Annotated in this window: 17 protein-coding genes; 7 read left to right on the top strand and 10 right to left on the bottom strand. The window is 66.6% G+C overall.

Annotated features, from left to right (window positions below):
- The first annotated feature begins 5 nt into the window (after positions 1-5).
- Positions 6-1,682 (top strand): ABC transporter family substrate-binding protein, encoded by a 1,677-nt coding sequence (locus VE759_RS09535; RefSeq protein ID WP_324930877.1) that lies wholly within the window; start codon positions 6-8, stop codon positions 1,680-1,682.
- Between the two features lie 21 nt (positions 1,683-1,703).
- Here VE759_RS09535 and VE759_RS09540 read toward each other — a convergent pair whose 3' ends face one another.
- The 3 genes from VE759_RS09540 to VE759_RS09550 form a co-directional block, all read right to left on the bottom strand.
- The gene (locus VE759_RS09540; RefSeq protein WP_324930880.1) at positions 1,704-2,957 is read right to left on the bottom strand and encodes an alpha/beta fold hydrolase; all 1,254 of its coding nucleotides are present in this window, start codon (positions 2,955-2,957) and stop codon (positions 1,704-1,706) included.
- Between the two features lie 88 nt (positions 2,958-3,045).
- Positions 3,046-3,900: an alpha/beta hydrolase gene (locus tag VE759_RS09545; RefSeq protein WP_324930883.1), complete on the bottom strand. Its 855-nt coding sequence runs from the start codon at positions 3,898-3,900 to the stop codon at positions 3,046-3,048.
- The gene (locus VE759_RS09550; RefSeq protein WP_324930885.1) at positions 3,897-5,468 is read right to left on the bottom strand and encodes an MFS transporter; all 1,572 of its coding nucleotides are present in this window, start codon (positions 5,466-5,468) and stop codon (positions 3,897-3,899) included. The genes VE759_RS09545 and VE759_RS09550 overlap by 4 nt, the downstream gene beginning before the upstream one ends.
- Before the next feature lie 53 nt (positions 5,469-5,521).
- Here VE759_RS09550 and VE759_RS09555 point away from each other — a divergent pair, with 53 nt between their 5' ends.
- A complete protein-coding gene (locus tag VE759_RS09555) occupies positions 5,522-6,199 on the top strand; it encodes a helix-turn-helix domain-containing protein (RefSeq protein WP_324930888.1) in 678 nt (225 codons plus the stop codon).
- Here VE759_RS09555 and VE759_RS09560 read toward each other — a convergent pair.
- Complete coding sequence (locus tag VE759_RS09560; RefSeq protein ID WP_324930891.1) at positions 6,196-8,865, bottom strand: AAA family ATPase; 2,670 nt, start codon at positions 8,863-8,865, stop codon at positions 6,196-6,198. The genes VE759_RS09555 and VE759_RS09560 overlap by 4 nt on opposite strands.
- Positions 8,862-10,004, bottom strand: a complete 1,143-nt coding sequence (locus VE759_RS09565; protein WP_324930895.1) for an exonuclease SbcCD subunit D — start codon at positions 10,002-10,004, stop codon at positions 8,862-8,864. Before VE759_RS09565 ends, VE759_RS09560 begins: the two co-directional genes overlap by 4 nt.
- A gap of 148 nt (positions 10,005-10,152) precedes the next feature.
- Between VE759_RS09565 and VE759_RS09570 the strand changes: the two genes are divergently transcribed.
- A complete protein-coding gene (locus VE759_RS09570) occupies positions 10,153-12,276 on the top strand; it encodes a prolyl oligopeptidase family serine peptidase (RefSeq protein WP_324930898.1) in 2,124 nt (707 codons plus the stop codon).
- Positions 12,277-12,325: 49 nt separating this feature from the next.
- Positions 12,326-12,802 carry a SixA phosphatase family protein gene (locus tag VE759_RS09575; RefSeq protein WP_414687869.1) on the top strand — a complete coding sequence of 159 codons (477 nt, stop codon included), beginning with the start codon at positions 12,326-12,328 and terminating at the stop codon, positions 12,800-12,802.
- Here VE759_RS09575 and VE759_RS09580 read toward each other — a convergent pair whose 3' ends face one another.
- Positions 12,803-13,348 carry a DUF3558 domain-containing protein gene (locus VE759_RS09580; protein ID WP_324930904.1) on the bottom strand — a complete coding sequence of 182 codons (546 nt, stop codon included), beginning with the start codon at positions 13,346-13,348 and terminating at the stop codon, positions 12,803-12,805. It lies immediately after the preceding gene.
- Entirely contained in the window at positions 13,348-13,899 is a 552-nt protein-coding gene (locus VE759_RS09585) for a DUF3558 domain-containing protein (RefSeq protein ID WP_324930935.1), read from the bottom strand. Before VE759_RS09585 ends, VE759_RS09580 begins: the two co-directional genes overlap by 1 nt.
- Before the next feature lie 148 nt (positions 13,900-14,047).
- Between VE759_RS09585 and VE759_RS09590 the strand changes: the two genes are divergently transcribed.
- Both VE759_RS09590 and VE759_RS09595 read left to right on the top strand, forming a co-directional pair.
- Positions 14,048-15,787 (top strand): ABC transporter ATP-binding protein, encoded by a 1,740-nt coding sequence (locus VE759_RS09590; protein ID WP_324930906.1) that lies wholly within the window; start codon positions 14,048-14,050, stop codon positions 15,785-15,787.
- Positions 15,784-17,694 carry an ABC transporter ATP-binding protein gene (locus VE759_RS09595; protein WP_324930909.1) on the top strand — a complete coding sequence of 637 codons (1,911 nt, stop codon included), beginning with the start codon at positions 15,784-15,786 and terminating at the stop codon, positions 17,692-17,694. Before VE759_RS09590 ends, VE759_RS09595 begins: the two co-directional genes overlap by 4 nt.
- A 91-nt stretch (positions 17,695-17,785) precedes the next feature.
- Here VE759_RS09595 and VE759_RS09600 read toward each other — a convergent pair whose 3' ends face one another.
- From VE759_RS09600 to dtd, 3 genes are all read right to left on the bottom strand, one after another.
- The gene (locus tag VE759_RS09600) at positions 17,786-18,352 is read right to left on the bottom strand and encodes a hypothetical protein (RefSeq protein WP_324930912.1); all 567 of its coding nucleotides are present in this window, start codon (positions 18,350-18,352) and stop codon (positions 17,786-17,788) included.
- A 76-nt stretch (positions 18,353-18,428) separates the two neighbouring features.
- Positions 18,429-18,632 (bottom strand): hypothetical protein, encoded by a 204-nt coding sequence (locus tag VE759_RS09605; RefSeq protein WP_324930915.1) that lies wholly within the window; start codon positions 18,630-18,632, stop codon positions 18,429-18,431.
- A 32-nt stretch (positions 18,633-18,664) separates the two neighbouring features.
- Positions 18,665-19,096 (bottom strand): D-aminoacyl-tRNA deacylase, encoded by a 432-nt coding sequence (gene dtd, locus VE759_RS09610; RefSeq protein ID WP_324930918.1) that lies wholly within the window; start codon positions 19,094-19,096, stop codon positions 18,665-18,667.
- Positions 19,097-19,243: 147 nt separating this feature from the next.
- Here dtd and VE759_RS09615 point away from each other — a divergent pair.
- Positions 19,244-20,679: cbb3-type cytochrome c oxidase subunit I (locus tag VE759_RS09615; protein WP_324930922.1), on the top strand; the 1,436-nt coding region annotated here is incomplete at its 3' end.

The following is a 20,679-nucleotide window of genomic DNA, read 5'->3' on the forward strand; positions in this document are numbered from 1 at the left end:
TTCGGATGACGCGGCTGCGCAAACTCCGGGGCATCGCTGTGCTTGTTGTGGTGGCGGGTCTGACGTTCACAGGCTGTGCCGGCAGGCACCAGACCCCGTCCGCCGGCGGTCCCGCCGAGCTCGGCAAAACCAGCGATATCAACGCGCAGGACCCGGCCACGTTGCGGGATGGCGGCGACCTGAGGCTGGCGCTGACCGAATACCCGCCGAACTTCAACACGCTGCACATCGACGGCAACAGCGTCGACACCGGCGCCGTGATGAGGCCGACGATGCCGCGCTCATTCGTAATCGCGCCCGACGGCTCCAGCAGGGTCAACACCGACTATTTCACCAACGTCGAGCTGACCAATACAAACCCGCAAGTGGTCACCTACACGATCAACCCCAAGGCGGTGTGGTCCGACGGCACCCCGATCACCTGGGAGGACATCGCCTCGCAGATCCATGCGACCAGCGGCGTCGACAGGAGATTCGCGATCGCCGCCACCAATGGTTCCGAGCGCGTCAAGTCGGTGACCCGCGGCGTCGACGACCGCCAGGCGGTGATGACGTTCGATAAACCGTATGCCGATTGGCGCGGCATGTTCGCCGGCAACACGATGCTGCTGCCGAGAAGCGTGACCGGGACACCCGAGGCATTCAACACCGCTCAGTTGAACGGGCCGGGCCCGTCGGCGGGGCCGTTCATCGTGACCACGCTGGACAAGACCGCTCAGCGCGTTGTGCTGGCCCGCAACCCGAAGTGGTGGGGCGCCACGCCGAAGCTGAACTCGATCACGTTCGTGGTGCTCGATGACGCCGCGCGAATCCCGGCGCTGCAAAACAACGCGATCGATGCGACCGGGCTCGGTACGCTCGACGAGCTCACCATCGCGCAGCGCACACCCGGCATCTCGATCCGGCGCGCTCCGTCGGCCAGTTGGTACCACTTCACGTTCAACGGTGCTCCAGGATCCATCCTGTCCGATCCGAAGCTGCGGTTGGCGATCGCCAAGGGCATCGACCGTCAGACCATCGCCGATGTCACCCAGCGTGGGCTGGCCGACAACCCGAGGCCGCTGAACAATCACATCTACGTGGCCGGCCAACAGGGATACCAAAACAACAGCGCACCAGCCGCTTACAACCCCGACCAGGCCCGCAAAGAGCTCGACCAGCTGGGCTGGAAGCTCAACGGGCAGTTCCGCGAGAAGGACGGCCGCCAGCTTGTCATCCGCGACGTGCTCTACGACGCGCAAAGCACTCGGCAGTACGCACAGATCGCGCAGAACAATTTGGCGCAGATCGGGGTCAAACTCAACCTCGACGTGAAACCCGGTGGCGGGTTCTTCACCAACTACATCAACGTCGGCGACTTCGACATCGCACAGTTCGGCTGGTCCGGTGATGCCTTCCCGTTGTCGTCGCTGACGCAGATATATGCGTCACACGGCGAGGGCAACGTCGGCAAGATCGGCAGCCCGGAGATCGACGCCAAGATCGAGCAGACGCTCTCCGAGCTGGACCCCGGCACCGCGCGCGCGCTGGCCAACGAGCTTGACGCGATGATTTGGGACGAGGGCTTCTCACTGCCGCTGACCCAGGCCCCCGGCAACGTCGGGGTGCGGAGCAACTTGGCAAACTACGGTCCGACCGGCCTCGCCGATTTAAACTACACCGCAATCGGATTCACGAAGTGACACGCCGCGGCGAGCCGGCGGTCAGTGCGCCGAGGTCCGCAGCCCGCGCGGCAGCATGACGGGCAACACGCCCTCGATCGCGGCCGCCGCGGCAATCGCCGACACCAGCAGCCGCATCACGGGCCGGCCCGGCAGGCGGTCGAGCTTGGCCGCCTGGGCCGCCAACCGGTGATGGTCTCCGGCGTTGACGGCCTTCACGATCGCGAACACCGCACGCTCTCGGGTATCGAGAGCGCTGTGGGCAGCGCTAGGCAGGCGGACCAGCACCGCGTCTGGGACCAGCGCCGCAATTCGCTCCGCGATCGCGGGTGGCGTCGTCAGATCGCGACCACCGGAGATGACCACCGTCGGCCAGCTGAAGTTCGGCATCGCGGCGACGAGGTCGAACGGCTCAGCCTCGAAAGCCGGTGCATCCGTGGCGAACTCGCGCATAGCGACCGCCGGATCCAGCGGCAGACCATCGGTCACCGCGCCGTAGTTCAGCTCCCGGAAGCCGATCCGCTCGACCAGGTCGGCCTCGTTGCGATACGGCGCCTTGCGTTCGAGCAACAGCAGGCTCATCCGGTAGAGCAAGCGCCACAGCAAGCTGCGGCCGCGCAGCAGCAAGTCGAGTTGACGGTTCAGCAGCGCCGCCCCTCCGTACCCGTATACAGCTGCGGCCAGCGGTCCGGCCGCCGGCGTCAGCACACCGTCGTCGACCAGGCGCCTTACCTTCGCGGCGAGTTGGGCCGTGTCCGGATCCTCGCCGTCCCACAGCAGCCGCCGGATGGCCTCGCGGACCGACTCGATGTCGCGGTGCGACAACACCGGCGAGTCCAGGATCATCGAGCGCACCCGGTGGGGGTGGCGAACCCCGACACCCGCGGCGATGTAGCTGCCGTATGACGTGCCGTAGATGACCGCGTTCTCCACCTGCGCATCGTCGAGGACCGCCGCGACGTCGTCGACCACTTGCTCAATGGTCAACGCCTCGGGCGGCAAATCGGCGCCGGCATCGTCGTGGCGGGACATGCCGACGCCGCGGTGCTCGATCATGATCACGTCCAGTCCGTTGGCCGCCGCTCGCCGGCGAAAACCCCGGTACAGCGCAACCGACGCGGCGCCGGGCCCGCCGGGGATCACGATCAGCGGATGCGCCGACTTGCGGCCGGTGCGCACGTAGTAGAGGTCGAAGCGCCGGCCGCTCCCCGGCGTGACCGGTCGCCGCACGGGTCGCACCCCGGGCAGCGCGGCGAGCTTGGCGTGCATACGCAGGCGCTTGGCGTTCAGCGTCATCGCTGCCCATTGTGCACCGGCGCAGCGAACGCTGTTAGGAGCCAACGCTTCTAACTGGCCGCAGACCCGGTAAACCGAACTCCCGCGGTCACTTCGCCCGCAGCAGTATGCGCGCCACCTCGGCCGGTCGCTCGAGAGCGGAGAAGTGCCCGGCGTCGGGCAGGCTGATCCTCTCCACGTCGCTGAGCAGTTGTGCGACGTAATCGCGCTCCGCCGGGCGCGACCAGTCCGTGTCGCTGTATACCAGCGTGACCGGCGCCCGCACGTCCCCATAGCGGTCTCGCGCCTTGATGAACGAGTTCAGGCTGCGGTAGATTGCCCGGCTCACCCTCGCATAACCCTTTCGGCGACCGCTTCTTCGGAGCTCGACGAGGAAGTCGTTCGATAGCTTGCTCTTGTCGACGAAGCCGCCCTGCATGACGCCCCGAATGATCGGTCGGTTCTCGAGCTGAGCGAAGACGGGTCCCAGCCCGGGCATCCGCACGCTGCCAATGATGAACCGGGCGAGCAAGTTCCCCCGTTCGAGTCCGCTCGGGTAGTCGTAGCTGTTGAAGGCGACGACCCGGCCCACCCTTTCTTTCAGGTCGATTGATGCGCCCAACGCGATTGCGGCCCCGAGAGATTCGCCGGCCAGCGTGACATCGTACAGATCCAGCCCGGTGACGAACTCGACCACTGCCGCACGAAAAGCCGGTTCTTCATAGCCGGCGCCGGCCACGATGTCCGACCACCCCATGCCGGGCAGATCCAGCGCGTAGACGGTATAGGAATCCCAGACCAGGGGAATAACGCGCTGGAAGTAGTCCAATTGTGTGCGGACGGTGTGCAGCAGCACCAATGGCGGGCCGTTGCCAACGGTGAAGTACCGCAACCGGGAGCCAGTGGATCGGGTGAAGAACTTGATCTCTCCGCGGCCGTCGTTCCACGTCATCGTGTAGCTCATGCGCAGGCTCCTGTCGTCTCGGGCAGCGCGTCTTGCGCTGCGGTTGTGGATTCGCGGGCATGTGCCGGAAGTAGCCATGCCACGGCACCTGCCGCGCCTACCGCGACGCCCGCGCAGACCAACGATCCGACTTGAAGGCCGTTGAGAAATGCGTCGTTGACGGCATCGCGCACATCGGTGAGGGACTGCGACGGTAATTGCCCAATCACCTTGTAGGCCGCGGCGATCGACCGTTCCATTGTGGAACGAACATCGGCTGGCAACGCGGCCAGCCGCGATTCGGACGCGAGCCCACCGGAGTACACGGAGGCGAACACGCTGCCGACGACCGCGACGCCGAGCGTGCCGCCGAGTTCGCGGGTGGTGTCGTTGACTGCCGAGCCGACACCGGCCTTGTCTGCGGACAGCGACCCCATGATCGCCTCGGTGGCCGGCGCCGTCGTCAACCCCAGTCCGCCGCCGAGCAGCACCATCTGCATCGCGATCTGGGTGTACGGCGTGGCCGCGTCGAGGGTCGAGGCCCATGCCAGTCCGGCCGCGAAGATCGCCAGCCCGGCGGCCACGACGGCGGTGCTGCCGACTCGCTCGACGATGCGCGGTCCGACGATGCTCGCGACCGCGATCAATATCGCGACGGGAAGCAGCCGCACACCGGTCTCGAATGCGGTGTAGCTCTTGATGAATTGGAAATACTGGGTGATGACGAAGATGAAGCCGAACAACGTGAGGAACCCCGCGGTCACTGCCAGGCTGCCGCCGGAGAACCGCCGGTTCCCGAACACCGAAACGTCAAGCATCGGATGAGAGCTGCGCCGCTCCCACAGCGCGAACGCGGCGAGAACCACGGTCGCCGCCCCGAAACCGACGACGGTCCGGCCACTGCCCCAGCCCCAATTCGGGGCCTCGATGACGGTGTAGACCAGGGTCGTCACGCCGATCGAAGACAGAATCAAGCCGGGCACGTCGACGCGCGGCGCGGCCCGGTCACGTGACGTCGGAACAAACAGCACCCCGCCGACAATGGCCACCGTCGCGACCGGCACGTTGACAAGGAAGATCGAACCCCACGAGAAGTGCTCCAGCAGCCAGCCCGCGGTGATCGGTCCGGCGGCGACACCGACGCCCACCATGGCCGCCCACAATCCGATCGCCTTCGCGCGCGGTACCGGATCGGTGAAGATGTTCGTGATCAGGCCAAGGGTGGTCGGGAAGATTACCGCTGCGCCCACGCCCATCGCCGCGCGCGCAGCGATCAGCGCGTCGGCCGAGTTCGCGTGCGCCGCAATAGCGGAAGTGATCGCGAACACCGCAAGGCCCGAACTGAGCCACCCACGTCGGCCGTAGCGGTCGCTCAGGCTGCCGGCCGACAGCATCAGACCCGACATGACGAGCGTGTACGCGTCGACGATCCACTGCAGCTGAGCAGTATTCGCGTCGAGTTCGCGCGACAGTGTGGGCAGGGCGACGTTGACGATGGTCGCGTCGACACTGATGACGAAGACGCTCAGGCAGATGACGGCAAGCGCGGCGATCGGATGATCGCGGAATATCGGTGTTTGGATCCGCATGACCAAGACAGTAAACCGCATAGACAAAATAGTCAAGTAGAAAGTTGAGAAGTATGTCTCTCGCTGGTAGACTCCTCGATGTGGCGAGGAACTACAACCAGAACTGCCCGATCGCGCGGGGCCTCGATGTGCTGGGCGAGCGGTGGACGCTGCTGATCCTGCGCGAACTGATCGGCGGGCCACGCCGCTACAGCGACCTGCGCGCCGAGCTTCCCGGGATTGCCACCAACCTGCTCGCCGACCGGCTTCGCGAGCTCGAGGACGCGGGTCTCGTCGATCGCACCGAGCTGCCACCGCCGGTCGCGCGCACCGTGTACGCGCTCAGCGACGCCGGCTGGCGTAAGGTGCCGCCGGTCATCCAGGCCATCGCGACGTTCGGCCTCGACCTCCTCGAACCTTCCGAGAGTGCGATCACGCCATTGAATGGCTTCTTGGCAGGAATCCTGCTCGCCTTCGATCGCAGTATGCAGCTTGACGCCTCCTACCGGATCGAAATCGACGGGCGCGGTTTCGAATTCGGGGTGCACAAGGGCAATCTGACCGCCGCACACGGTGCACCCACCGTGGCGATCACCGCGACGGCGGCGGATTTGATCACTGCCCGATTAGCGCCGACCGCGGCGGAACGCAAGTCCGCACTGCGGCGCGTGCGGTTCGACGGCGACCGTGTGTCCGTCGACGCGATGCGGTCGGCATTCCAACTCGCCGGCGACCCCGGCTTGGCGGCCTAGCGGGCGCTCAGTTCGATGTGGCGGGCCGCGGCGATGCCGTCATAGCGATGCGGAGTGCACGTCAGCACGATGACCTGCCCATCGCCGCCGACCACGTCGAACACCTTCCCCATCTTGATCAACCGGTCGGCGTCGGTGAACCCGAGCGCGTCGTCGATGATCACCGGCACGGCGTCCTGCTTGGCGACCAGCGAGGCACAGGCCAGCCGCGCGACGATGCCGAGCTGCTCCTTCGCGCCGCCGGACAGCGACTCGTAGGGCACCGTGCGGCCGGCCAGCGTTCGGCTGCAGATCCGCAGGTCGCTGTCGATCTCGAGCTCGAAGCTCGGCCCGAACACCAGACCGCCCAGACGCTCGATCTCGGTGCGGAACGGCTCGACGTAACGCAGCCGGGTGGCGTCGCGATGGCGAGTCATCACGCTGCGCAACAATTGGACCGCTCGCGCCCGCCTGCGCACCCGGCTGTATTCACTTTCGGCGTGCTGGCGCTCCGTCTCGGCGGCGTCGAGCTTGCCCTTGCGCCCTTCGGTGCCGAATACCTTCAGCTGGGCGGTTAGGTCACGCAATTGCTCGGTGAGCTCGTCACGCCGGCAGTCCAGCGCCTCGGCATCGCGTTCGGCAACGGTCAGCGCGGCGGCGACCGCGTCGGGATTGGCCTCGGCAAGCCGTGCTCTCAGCTCCACCATGCTGCCCGTGGCGGCGCGGGCCGCCTCGCCGTCGGCCGCGGCGAGTTCGGCGATGTCGTCGTCGCTGCGGGCCGTGCGCTGCTGTTCGAGCCGGTCGTGGGCGGCGGTGAGCTCCGCGCGCGCGGCGGCCAGCCTTTCCCGCGCCACCGTCGCGCGGGTCGACTTCGCGGCCAGCCGCGTCGCGGCGAGCGCCGCGACCTTGCGGTGCGTTTCGCAGTCGGTGTCCGCCCGCTGCAACGCCGCAGCGGCAGCATGGAGTTCCGCGCGTGCGGTGGCAATGTCGTTGTGCCACAAGTCCGCTTCCGCGGGCTCACTATGACGCAGTGCATCGAGCCGAGCGCGAAGCTCATCAACGGGTTCGTCACCGCACAGGCCCTCGCATGCAGCGGTCCACCGTTCCCTAATGGCGGCCAGTTCGCGCCGTCGCCGGTCGACGATCCGTGCGTGGCCGACGTCGGCGACGTCGCCGCGCGCCAGCGCATCAGCCAAGAGCCGGTGCGCCGCGTCGAGTTCGGCCTGGGTGTCGCTCGCCGTGGCGCCGGGGATCACCCTGGCCGTCAGCACGCCGGGCAGCTCGATGTCGGTCGGTGCGGTGACACTGCCCGTCCAGCGCGCACCCGCGGTCAGTACCACCGGCTCAGCGCCGACCCGCAGCTCGACGTCGGCGACGGCGGACATCTCGATGCGGGCCGACATGAGATCGACTTGTCTCGCCGCCCGCTCGACCGCTGCTCCGGCCGACTCGATCTCGCGCATCGTCGATTCGGTCAGCGCGATCACCGCCAGCCCACGTCCGGCACGCTCGATCTCACGCCGCGCCGCGTCAATCTTGTTGAGCCGCAGGTGAAGCCGTTCGGCCTCCTCGCGATCAGCGAGTTGATCGACGGCCCGGCGGGCCGTGTCGGCGCGATCCTGCGCGGCCTGCACCGCCGCCCGGGCCTGTTCGGCGGCGTCCACTGCGGCGTCATGGACCTCGCTCGCCGTCTGCTGGTCTTCGTCGGCGTCCGCCGCGTCGGCGTCGAGTTCCCTCAGCGCGTTCGCGCGGTCCTCAACATCGGCGCGCAGCCGCCGTCGTTCGGTCAGCGCGGCCACCGAGGCGGCGTGGGTGGCGTCCGCCGCCGCGGCGACCAGCTCGGCCTGCTTCACTTGCGCGGTCAGTTCGGCGACCGCGTCGGCGGCGGTTCGCGCCGCGGTGAGCCGCCGCAATGCCGACCCTCGTTCGGCCGCCAATTCGGTCAGCTGCTCCGACAGCGCGGCGTGCCGGCCCACGCAATCGTCGACCTCGGCGACCGCGGCGGCGCAGCGCGCCACGTCGCCTTCGGCAGCCGCGAGCCGCGTAGTCGCCACCGCCCATTCACCGGTCGGGCGACCGGTTGCGGTGAAGTACCTGGAGTACTCGGCGTCGATGCGGTCGACGAGCAGGGCGCCGGCGCCGGTTGGCCCGGCCCCAGCTGATCCGGCGCCGGACGGCTCGCCGCCCGACAACTCGGCGGCCTCCCCCGCGGCCACGTCGAGCGCCCTCGACAACGCATCGCAGCCGGACAGTTCCACCGGCGCGGTGGACACCGCCTGCAGCACCCGCTGCGCCTGCCACAGGCCGGTGTCGACCGTTTCTGCCAGCAGCACGCACACCCGCTCGTGCGCCTCGTCGCCGGTGAGCTGCTCGCGCCGCGGCGCGAGCATGGTCAGCTCCGTCTCGCATTTCTTGTGAAACCGCTTGCGGTAGATGAATCGGTATGGACCGGTGCTGATTTCCGCCGTCACCTGGGCCCCTACATCGGCGTGGGTGGGCTTGACCTGCTTGACCTCCTTCTTTGTCGAACGGTCCTTGGCCTCCAGCAGCAGGTCCAGCGCCTCGATCATCGACGACTTGCCGATCTCGTTGCCCCCGCTGACCACCACCACACCGTGATCCGGGAATTCGATTTCGCGGTGGCTGATGCCGCGGTAATTGGTCAGCACCAGCCGGTGCAGCTTCATGCCACTCCCTTTCCGGCGAGGCGTAGCAGCAGCGCCAGCGCCGCCCGCGCGTCGTCGGCGTCCTCGCCATCACCGGCCCGTGCGGTCGCGACCAGCTCGGCCACTGCCGCGGCGGCGAATCCGCCGATGCCGATGTCATCGAACTCGCCGTCGGCGGGCACCACCGCGAGGTCGGTATTGCGCTCCCAAAGGCCCAGCCACGCGAACAGCCGCGCGTACCGGTCCAGGCAGGCGTCCAGTGTGGCGCGCTCGGTGACGGTCAGCGAACCGGTCAGTGCGAGCCGCACCACGGTGCGGTCCTTGTCGGGCAGCAGGTCGAGGTTGATGTCGAGGTCTGTGACGTCGCGGTTGCTGTCGATCGAGCGGCGCAGCGTCACGAACCGCCACTGCCCGACGTGCCGGGCGGCGACGCTGACGGATCCGTCGTCGTCGATGTCGACGACGAGCACGTGGCCCGGGTCGGATTCGATGTCGTCGAAGTTGGTGACCTCCGGCGAGCCCGAATACCAGATGCGGCCGGAGTCGCCGACCCGCGTGCGAGAGTGCTTGTCACCCAGCGCGACATAGTGGATCGCGCCCCGCGACAGCGCGTCTTGCAGCGCCGCCAGCCTGATCAGCGACGGCTTGCCGGGATCCGGGTCGAGAATGTCGACGCCACCGTGCGCCACGAGAATGCGGGTTACCCCGTCGGTCGGCAGATCCTGGACTGCTTCGGCGGCCAGGTCGGTGGTCGGCGCCTTGGACTGCCACGGCGCGGCCACCAGCTGCAGCCCGGGCCGCACCTGACGCACACCGGCTCGGTCGAGCGTGATCACGTTGTCCGGCCGCTCGGCGGCGAACAGCGCGCTGGTATACACCGACGACGCGTCCAGCGGATCGTGATTGCCTGGCAGCAGATAGACCGGAATTCCGATGCGGCGCATGGCCTCCAGCGACTGGCTGATCACCCGCGGTTCGAGCTGGTTGTGCTCGAACACATCACCGGCCACCACCACGAACTCCGCGCCCGTCTCGGCAGCAAGCGCGCCGAGGCCGGCGACCACGTCGCGGCGCGCGGCCGAATAGCGCGGCTGCGCCTCACCCGCGAGAAAGTGCCGGGTCATGCCGAGCTGCCAGTCGGCGGTGTGCAAAAACCGCACCTCAACCGTCCCTTCTCGTCGTCGGCTCTCCGGGCAACGCGAGTGTAGGGCCGGTTGCCGACAACTCCGCGGACCTCGCTCGGCATGGCTGTAATGTGCAGTCGACGCTTCGATCGAGGCGCCGCCGCATGACCATCGGGTGACGTTCATGGCTCGAGCATGGATCGGCTTCGGCCGGCGGATGGCGGTCACTGTGTTCTTGGCCGTCGTGGTCGTGGCGTGCGGGGGATCGTCTACGAAGACCGATCCGTACCTGTGGCTGGAGGAATTGGACAGTCCGCGGGTGCAGTCGTGGATCGCGTCTGAGAATGCCAAGACACTCGCGGCCCTGGACAACGATCCCCGGTTCGCGGACAACCTGGCGCAGGCGGCGCAACTCGGGAATGCGCCGGATCGGCTGCCGCTGCCGACGGCATTCGACGACGGCGTGGTGGGGAACTTCTGGCAGGACCCCGAGCATCCGCGGGGCATCTGGCGAGAGACCACCGTCGCCGATTACGAGACGCCGCAGCCGCACTGGAAGACAGTGCTGGATCTGGACGCGCTGGCCCGGGCCGAGCGGCGGAACTGGGTGTGGAAAAACATCGATTGTGATCCCGTTACGCGCATGCGGTGTCTGGTGAGTCTGTCGGAGGGCGGCGAGGATGCCGTGACGAAACGTGAATTCGACCGGGTCACGGGGCAATTCGTCTCCGGTGGATTCGTGCTGGAGCGGGGAAAGCAGTTCGCGTCATGGATGGACGGCGATACGCTGCTGGTGTCGCGGGAATGGCGGCCGGGGGAGACGACAACCTCCGGGTATCCGTACATCGTCAAACGGTGGCAGCGGGGGCAGCCGCTGGACCAGGCCGTGGAGGTCGCGCGCGGTGATCGGGCCGACGCTCTTGCTACCTCGGCTCTGCTGCTCGACAACGGCGCGGGGCGGCGGCTGAGTCTGGTGGTGCGCCGGCCGTCGTTCTACGAGAATCAGGTCAGTGTCATGACCGGCGGGCGGCTCGTGCCATTGCTGGCGTTGCCGCCCAAGGCCGACGCCAAAGCCATGATCGGTAACCAGGTGCTGGTGAAGCTTCGCCAGGATTGGACGGCCGGCGGTACGACTTACGAATCCGGATCGGTGGTGTCGCTTGACGCGGACGCGATGGTGCGCGACCCGGAGCACCTGCAGGCCACCGTCGTCTACGCGCCCGGGCCGCAGGAGGCGCTGGGGGACGTGCTGACCACGCGCGACCAAGTAGTCGTGACATCGATGTACGACGTCAAGGGACGCGCCACCGTGTACACGCTGCGGCCCGACGGCAGCTGGTCGGGTCAGCCGGTCGCCTTGCCCGACAACGCGACGGTAAATGCTGAGCACGCCGATTCGCGCGGGGATAGCGCCTATCTCTCGGTCACCTCGATGCTTACCCCGACCACCCTGTACCACCTGAACGCCGCCGACGGAAGCGTCGTGCCGGTGAAATCCGCGCCGGCACGCTTTGATTCGTCGCGGTTGGTCGTCGAGCAGATGAAGGCCACCTCACCCGACGGCACCAACGTCCCATATTTCGTCGCGCACGCTGCCGGCTTGAGGTATGACGGCACCACGCCGACCATCCTGTGGGCGTACGGCGGTTTCGCCTCCTCCCACACGCCACATTACGACGGCGTGCGGGGCAAGCTCTGGCTGGAACGCGGCGGCGCGTTCGTCCTCGCCAATATCCGCGGTGGCGGCGAATACGGCCCCGCTTGGCACGATGCGGCCTTGAAAACCCAGCGGCAGAGGGCATTTGACGATTTCATCGCCGTCGCCCGCGATTTGATCGGCCGCAACCTCACCACCCCGCGGCATCTCGGCATCCAGGGCGGCTCCAACGGCGGCCTGCTCATGGGGGTTGCGTTGACACAGCACCCGGACCTGTGGAACGCCGTGGACATGGAGATCCCGCTTTTGGACATGGTGCGCTACGAGCAGATCGGGGCGGGCGCGTCGTGGGTGGGCGAATACGGCTCGGTAACCAACTCCGGCGAGCGCGCATTCCTCGAATCCATCTCGCCCTATGCACAATTGAAGCGTGGAGTGAAGTATCCGGAGCCGTTCGTCTGGACCACCACCAAGGACGATCGCGTCGGCCCGCAGCACGCCCGCAAGTTCGCCGCCCGCCTATCCGAGTTCGGTAGCCCGTACCTCTTCTACGAGGCCACCCAGGGTGGCCACGCTGCCGGGGCCAACATCAACGAGAAGGCCCGAACGAGCGCGCTGGAATACACCTACTTCCAGCGGCAGCTCATGTAGCCGGCGTGTCGGGCACTACGGTAAGTGGGTGACTCGCACCCTGCTGGTGATGCGGCATGCCAAATCGGCCTACCCCGAGGGCGTCGCAGATCACGACCGGCCGCTGGCGGACCGGGGGAACCGGGAAGCCCGGCTGGCCGGCGACTGGATCCGGTCGAACGCGCCCGAAATCGACGCGGTGCTGTGCTCGACGGCGGCCCGGGCGCGCGAAACGCTGGCCCGTACCAACGTCGCGGCACCCGTCAGGTTCCGCGAACGCATCTACGACGCGACGCCGGGCACGGTGATCGACGAGATCAGCCGCGTCGAGGACGACATCCACACGCTCCTGCTGATCGGGCACGAGCCGGCCATGCACGAGGTCGTGCTCGGGCTCTCCGGTGCCGAGGGAACGAATGATGAAGTCGCCGCGCATGTCTCGACGAAGTTTCCGACCTCTGCGGTCGCCGTGTTAGAGGTCGACGGGCCGTGGCGTCGGCTCGAACTGGGCGGCGCCGCGCTGGTCGAGTTTCACGTTCCGCGCTAGCTACGAACTCGTCGCGAGCGTCATCTCCATCAGCTTTGTCGCCTGGCCACACGCGTCGATACCCGGCGCCTGCGGATTGACCCACCAGCCGACCACCCCGCCGGCGTCGCTGGCCACCCCGCATGCGCCGTTGGGGTCGTTCGGATGCATCACGATCGATCGAACTCCGGCGATTGACTTCTGTTCGATCTGATATTTCAGGTTCTCTGCGACCTTGCGCTCGTTGTCGAGGCTGCCCTGCTCGAACCAGAACCGGGTGATGTCGACGAGCCCGGCCGGGTTGGCTGCCTGCCAGCGGCAAACCGCGCCGACGAACGTGCTCTGAATGTCTCGCGGATCGGCGCCGACCGTCTTGGCGATGATGTCGTCGGCCAGTACTTCGCATTCCTTGAGCAGGTTCGGATACTGCTGTGCGGAATTGCCGTTGGGCGAGGGCCCGTTACCGGCGCCCTCCTTGACCGCGTTGCCGCCCACCGATCGAGCACAACCACCTATGATGGTCGCCGCCGAGGCGAGGGCGATGATCGTGGCGATCGTTCGGCGCATCATTTCGAATTCGCAATCGATTGACGGGTCAGTTCCTTGGCAATATCACAGGGGTCGGGGAAGGGCTGCTGGCTGAAGCTGATCGACCATTCGATGAAGTCGTCCTGGAATTGCATGCCGATCTCACACAGGCTGTTCCCGAGTGTCGGGTCGGAACCGACGGCGATGAAGCCGTTGTGTCCCTCGATATTGATGTCCTGGACGCTCGCGCGCGACAGCTCCTCGGTCTTGCGCTCACGTCCGACTGGGCTGCCTCGATACCAGGTGAACGAGAAGTGCGGACCTTGGATGCCGCCGCCCGCCAACCACTGACAGCCCACGGAGTTGCGGGCGGTGTTGACCAGCCCGGTCACCCTGGTCTGCTGGCTCACCGTCTGGTCGTTGACACCGCCGCATTCCGGGAAAAACGGTCCGTGGGTGGCGTTTGCGGGTGACGGTGGCGGCGCGGCGGTATTACTTCCCGGGCCGGACGACGCGTTGTCGGAGCACGCGGCGAATAGGGGGGTCAGCAGCGCGACAGCTGCGGCTACCGCCGGCAGTTTGCGTCTCACCAGATCGCCCGCCTGCTGCTCGTCATGGCGCACAGGATAGCGGCACCGGGCCAGTGCCCACCGGAATGCCGGTTGACCAGGGCTTTTTGACCAGCGATTGCGGCCAGCCGCGCGCACAGCCGTGGGCGAGGTGTGCGACAGTACGGGAATGCTTCTGGCACTGCTGCGACAGTACGTGCGGCCGTACAGATGGCTGTTCGCGGTGGTGGCGCTGCTTCAGGCGATCAGCACCATGGCTTCGCTTTACCTGCCGACGGTCAACGCGGCGATCATCGACGACGGCGTCGCCAAGGGCGACACGCATACCATCGTGCGGCTCGGCGGAGTGATGCTCGCGGTCAGCGGCCTGCAAGTGATCTGCGCGGTCGGCGCGGTGTACTTCGGCTCGCGCACGGGCATGGGCTTCGGCCGCGACCTGCGCTCGGCGATCTTCCACCACGTCACCGGTTTCTCCGCGCATGAGACTGCCAAATTCGGGGCACCGTCGCTGCTCACCCGCACCACCAACGACGTCCAGCAGATCCAGGTGTTGGTGCAGATGACCTGCACGATGTTGATCACCGCTCCGATCATGAGCATCGGCGGCATCTTCATGGCGGTGCATCAGGACGCCGGACTGTCGTGGCTGTTGCTGGTCAGTGTGCCCGTGCTGGCGATCGCGAACTACTGGATCGTGTCGCATCTGCTGCCGATCTTTCGCAGCATGCAAAAGCAGATCGACGGTATCAACCGGGTGATGCGCGAGCAGCTGTCGGGCATCCGGGTCATCCGGGCGTTCGCCCGCGAACCGTTCGAGCGCGGCCGATTCGGCGAGGCGAATCGGCAGCTGTCCACCACCGCGCTGGAGGCCGGCCGGTGGCAGGCGCTGATGCTGCCGGTGACCACGGTGGTGATCAACGTGTCGTCGGTCGCGCTGATCTGGTTCGGCGGTCTGCGCATCGACCGCGGCGAGATGCAAGTCGGATCCCTGATCGCGTTCTTGTCCTACTTCATGCAAATCCTGATGGCGGTCCTGCTGGCGACTTTCCTGTTGATTTTGGTTCCGCGCGCATCGGTGTGTGCCGAGCGGATCACCGAGGTGCTGTCCACCACGACCGCGATCACCAACCCCGAGCACCCGGTGCGGCCGGCCCGGGTTCACGGCGTGATTCGGCTGCGGGCGGTGGCGTTCTGCTATCCGGGCGCGGACCGGCCGGTGGTGCAGGACATTTCCTTCACCGCGTCGCCGGGAACCACGACCGCAATCGTCGGCAGCACCGGGTCGGGAAAGTCGACGCTGATCTCGTTGATCTGCCGGCTGTACGACGTCACCGGCGGCACGGTGTTCGTCGACGGAGTCGACGTGCGCGACTATGACACCGAGCAGCTGTGGTCGGCGATCGGGCTTGTGCCCCAACGCGGCTACCTGTTCTCCGGGACGGTGGCCGACAACCTGCGCTATGGCAAGGCCGATGCCACCGACGCCCAGATGTGGGAGGCACTGCGGGTAGCGGCCGCCGACGATTTCGTCCGCGCCCACGGCGACGGGCTCGACTTGCGGGTTGCCCAGGGCGGCGTCAACTTCTCCGGCGGCCAGCGCCAGCGGCTGGCGATCGCGCGCGCGGTGATCCGCCGCCCCGCCGTGTATCTGTTCGACGACGCGTTCTCGGCGCTGGACGTGCACACCGACGCGCGGGTGCGCGCGGCGCTGCGCGAGGCATCCGCCGACTCAACGCTCGTCGTTGTCTCGCAACGCATCTCGACGGTGGCCGAGGCGGACCAGGTGATCGTCGTCGAGGACGGCAAGGTGGTCGGCGTAGGTACGCACGAGTCGCTGCTGGCCCGATGCCCGACCTACGCCGAATTCGCCGACTCACAGGCGGTGGTCACCGGAGGGCCGGTGCGATGACAGTACCGATGCGCCGGCCGTTCGGCGGAGTGATTCAGGCGCCGACCGAACGGCCTCGCGAATTTCGTGGGACAGCGATTCGGCTGCTAAAGCTTCTGACACCGCAAGGCGGCATGGTGGCCGCGGTGATTACGTTGGGCATCAGCGGGATTGCGATCAGCGTGATCGGTCCACGAATACTCGGCCACGCCACCGACTTGTTGTTCAACGGGGTCATCGGCAGGCAACTGCCGGCAGGCATCACCAAGGAGCAGGCGGTGGCGGCGTCGCGTGCCCGCGGCGACAACACGTTCGCCGATCTGCTGTCGGGCATGAATGTGCGGCCGGGGGTCGGCGTGGATTTCGGGGCGGTCGGCCGTACGCTCCTGGTGGCGCTCGGACTGTATCTGCTTGGAGCGCTGTTGGTTTGGGCCCAGGCGCGACTGCTGAATGCCACGGTACAGCGGACCATGAGAGCGCTGCGCGCCGATGTCGAGGACAAGGTGCACCGACTGCCGTTGTCGTATTTCGACTCCCGGCAACGCGGCGAGGTGCTCAGCCGCGTCACCAACGACATCGACAATGTTCAGACCTCGGTGTCGATGACGATCAGCCAACTGCTGACCTCGGTGCTGACGATTTTCGCGGTGCTGGTGGTGATGACGACGATTTCGCCGCTGCTGGCCCTGATCACGGTGCTGACCGTGCCGCTGTCGTTATTGGCAATACGGACGATTACCCGGCGCTCGCAGAAACTGTTCGTGGCGCAGTGGGCCAACACTGGGCGGCTCAACGCCCACATCGAGGAGACCTACAGCGGTTTCAACCTGGTCAAGACCTTCGGTCACCGCGCGGCCGCGCAAGATCAGTTCCGTGACTTTAACGCCGACGTGTACCAATCCGCGTTTGGTGCACAGTTCCTTTCGGGCCTGATCTCGCCGGCGACGATGTTCATCGGAAACCTGAGTTACGTCGCGGTGGCAGTGGTCGGCGGCCTACAGGTCGCGACCGGCCAGATCACGTTGGGCAGCATTCAGGCGTTCACACAGTACGTGCGTCAGTTCAACCAGCCGCTCACACAGGTCGCCTCGATGTACAACACGCTGCAGTCCGGAATCGCCAGCGCGGAGCGTGTTTTCGAACTGTTGGACACCGAGGAGCAGCAGCCCGACCGTCCGGTGGCATTGTCTTCGCTGAACGGCGACGAGCCCCGCGGCCGGGTGGAGTTCGACCACGTCTGGTTCGGGTATCACCCGGACACGCCGGTGATCGAGGACCTCTCCCTGGTCGCCGAACCGGGCAGCACGGTGGCGATCGTCGGGCCCACCGGGGCGGGCAAGACCACGCTGGTCAATCTTTTGATGCGGTTCTACGAGGTGGGGTCCGGCCGGATCCTGATCGACGGCGTGGACATCTCGACGGTGAGCCGGCACTCGCTGCGGTCGCGGGTCGGGATGGTGTTACAGGACACCTGGCTGTTCGGCGGCACGATCGCCGAGAACATAGGGTATGGGCGCCCCGGCGCCACCGAGGACGAGGTTATCGAGGCGGCCAGGGCTGCCTACGTGGACCGATTCGTGCAGACGCTGCCCGACGGCTACGACACCGTCGTCAGCGACGACGGTGTCAACATCAGCGCCGGGGAGAAACAGCTGATCACGATCGCCCGGGCGTTCCTTTCCCGGCCGCAGCTGCTGATCCTCGACGAGGCGACCAGCTCGGTCGATACCCGCACCGAGCTCCTGATCCAGCACGCGATGTGCGAGCTGCGCCGCGATCGCACGAGTTTCACTATCGCGCACCGCCTTTCGACTATCCGCGATGCGGACCTCATCCTGGTGATGGAGGCGGGCCGGATCGTCGAGCAGGGCAGCCACGCCGAGCTTCTCGCCCGCCGCGGCGAATACTGGTCGATGACGCAGGCTTAAGGACGCCCGCACCACCGCGGCTGAAACCAGGACCGTGCACACGTTCCGCCGGTACGGCGGCTATTTGCGCGCATGTATGCGGGATGCACGCCTAGAGCTCTGGGCCCTCGGCGCGCAGATCGTCGACCTTCGACATCGCCTCCCGCAGCTTGGCCAGCCACTCCTCGGTGTGTTCGCCGACCAGCTTGACCGACCAGGCCAGCGCATCGGACCGCGACCGCGCCACCCCGGCATCGACCAGCGTGTCGAGGACCTGCCGCTCGGGTTGCCGAAGCCGAGTCATGACCGGAACGGCGACGTTGGTGAACATGATTCGCTCACCGCCGATCTCGACGCCCCAGGAGACGGTTCGCCCGTAGCGAGCCTGCGCCTCGTCGGCAATTCGCATGCGTTCCGCCCGCGTCTCCTCGCGGAACCGGGCGGCGCGTCCGGCCTCACGGGCCTGGGCGCCTTCGCCTTCCGCGCCTTCGGGTTCGGGCAGCCGGCCGATGACGGTGATCTCTTCGCGGTCGACCACGACGGTCGGTGGCTCGGTGAACCACCCATCGGGCAGTCGTCCGGCAAACCAGTCGGCGGCGTCGCTTGCGTCGGGTTGTTCGGCCTGCTGCCAGCCGCCGGGGCGGCCGAAGCGGCGCCCATGTGCGTGATGGTGTCTCATGCTTACATGATTACATCGTTGCAGCACCGCCGGGACGACTTTCTCCCACAGCGAAGCTTGCAGGTGAACCGGGGCGCTAGCGCTTGCGGACGAGGGCGAAGCCGCCGCCGAGGAGCAGCACGAACAAAGCCACGATCGCCCAGCCCGCGCCTCCGAGCCACCAGATCAGGCCAACCAGCACCAGCGCAGGGGAGGCGGCGAATAGCACCATCCCGGGGTGCTGCTTGATGACGTCCAAAGCGCTGCGCGCCCGGACGGGGTCGATTTCTTTGCCCGGCATGTGACCAGGATGCCAGGCCTTTCGCTCGGCCATCAGAGCTCCAGCAGCACGGTCACCGGGCCGTCATTGATGAGTTCCACCGCCATATGAGCACCGAAGACGCCGACCTCTACCTGCGCACCGAGCCGGCGCAACGCGTCGGCGAACGCCGTCACCAAGGGTTCGGCGACGGCCCTCGGCGCGGCAGCGTTCCACGACGGCCGCCGGCCCTTCGCGGTGTTCGCGTAGAGAGTGAACTGGCTGATCACCAGAATTGGGGCTCCGACATCGGCGGCAGACAGTTCGTCGTCGAGAATGCGCAACTGCCAGAGCTTTTCGGCCAGCCGTTGCGCGGTCTCGACGACGTCGCCGTGCGTGACTCCCACGAAGGCAAGCAGGCCCTGCCCATTGGGTCGAATGGCGCCGACCACGTCGTCGTCCACCCTGACCCTTGCCGACGACACCCGCTGCACCAGAACGCGCATGGTCGCAGATGCTGCCATGCGGACGTTTGACCGTGGTCCACCGCGGGGATACCGGATGAGCCGGGCAGATCGTTCCGTTGTGAGACACGACGGATTAGCATTTTGGCAAGCTTCGTGGCAGCCCGACCACGCACATTTGGAGGACCTGTGACCGCCGAAGCACCGCCGCTGGAAGGTCTCGAGCCGCGCCGCCCGTTCCCGGCCCGGCTGGGCCCGAAGGGCAATCTGGTCTACAAGCTGGTGACCACGACCGATCACAAGCTGATCGGGATCATGTACATCGTCGCTTCGTTCGGGTTCTTCTTCACCGGCGGCCTGATGGCGCTTTTCATGCGCGCCGAACTGGCCGCGCCCGGTCTGCAGTTCCTGTCGAACGAGCAGTACAACCAGCTGTTCACCATGCACGGCACGATCATGCTGCTGCTCTATGCGACCCCGATCGTGTTCGGCTTCGCCAACATCGTGCTGCCGCTGCAGATCGGCGCCCCCGATGTCGCGTTCCCGCGACTGAACGCGTTTTCGTTCTGGCTATTCCTGTTCGGCGGGCTGATCGTGCTCGGCGGTTTCGTCACACCCGGCGGCGCGGCCGACTTCGGCTGGACCGCATACACGCCGCTGACCGACGCCATTCACAGTCCTGGCCCGGGCGGGGATCTGTGGATCACGGGGCTGATCGTTGCCGGTCTTGGCACGATCCTGGGCGGCGTCAACATGATCACGACGATCATCTGTATGCGCGCGCCGGGGATGACGATGTTCCGGATGCCGATCTTCACCTGGAACATCCTGCTGACCAGCGTGCTGGTGCTGCTGGCCTTCCCGATCCTCACGGCGGCGCTGTTCGGGCTGGCCGCGGATCGGCACCTCGGTGCGCACGTGTTCGACCCGGCCAACGGCGGCGCGATCCTGTGGCAGCACCTGTTCTGGTTCTTCGGCCACCCCGAGGTTTACATCGTTGCGCTGCCGTTCTTCGGCATCATCACCGAAGTCATCCCGGTGTTCTCCCGCAAACCGATCTTTGGCTACACCACGCTGGTATACGCAACCTTCAGCATCGCGTTCCTTTCCGTTGTGGTGTGGGCACACCACATGTTCGCCACCGGCGCGGTGCTGCTTCCGTTCTTCGCCTTCACCACATACTTGATTGCGGTGCCGACGGGGATCAAGTTCTTCAACTGGATCGGCACGATGTGGAAGGGCCAGTTGACGTTCGAAACACCGATGCTGTTTTCGATCGGGTTCATTCTGACGTTCCTGCTGGGCGGACTTTCCGGGGTCATGCTGGCCAGCCCGCCGATCGACTTCCACGTCACCGACTCGTATTTCGTGGTGGCGCATTTCCATTACGTCTTGTTCGGCACCATCGTGTTCGCGACGTACGCGGGCATCTACTTCTGGTTCCCGAAGATGACTGGTCGCCTGCTCGACGAGCGGCTGGGCAAGCTGCACTTCTGGCTGACGTTCATCGGCTTCCACACCACGTTCCTGGTGCAGCACTGGCTGGGCGACGAAGGCATGCCGCGCCGCTACGCCGATTACCTGCCCACCGACGGGTTCACCACGCTCAACGTCGTGTCGACGAT

The sequence above is a fragment of the Mycobacterium sp. genome (genome assembly GCF_035640695.1).
In the GTDB taxonomy this organism is placed as follows: domain Bacteria; phylum Actinomycetota; class Actinomycetes; order Mycobacteriales; family Mycobacteriaceae; genus Mycobacterium.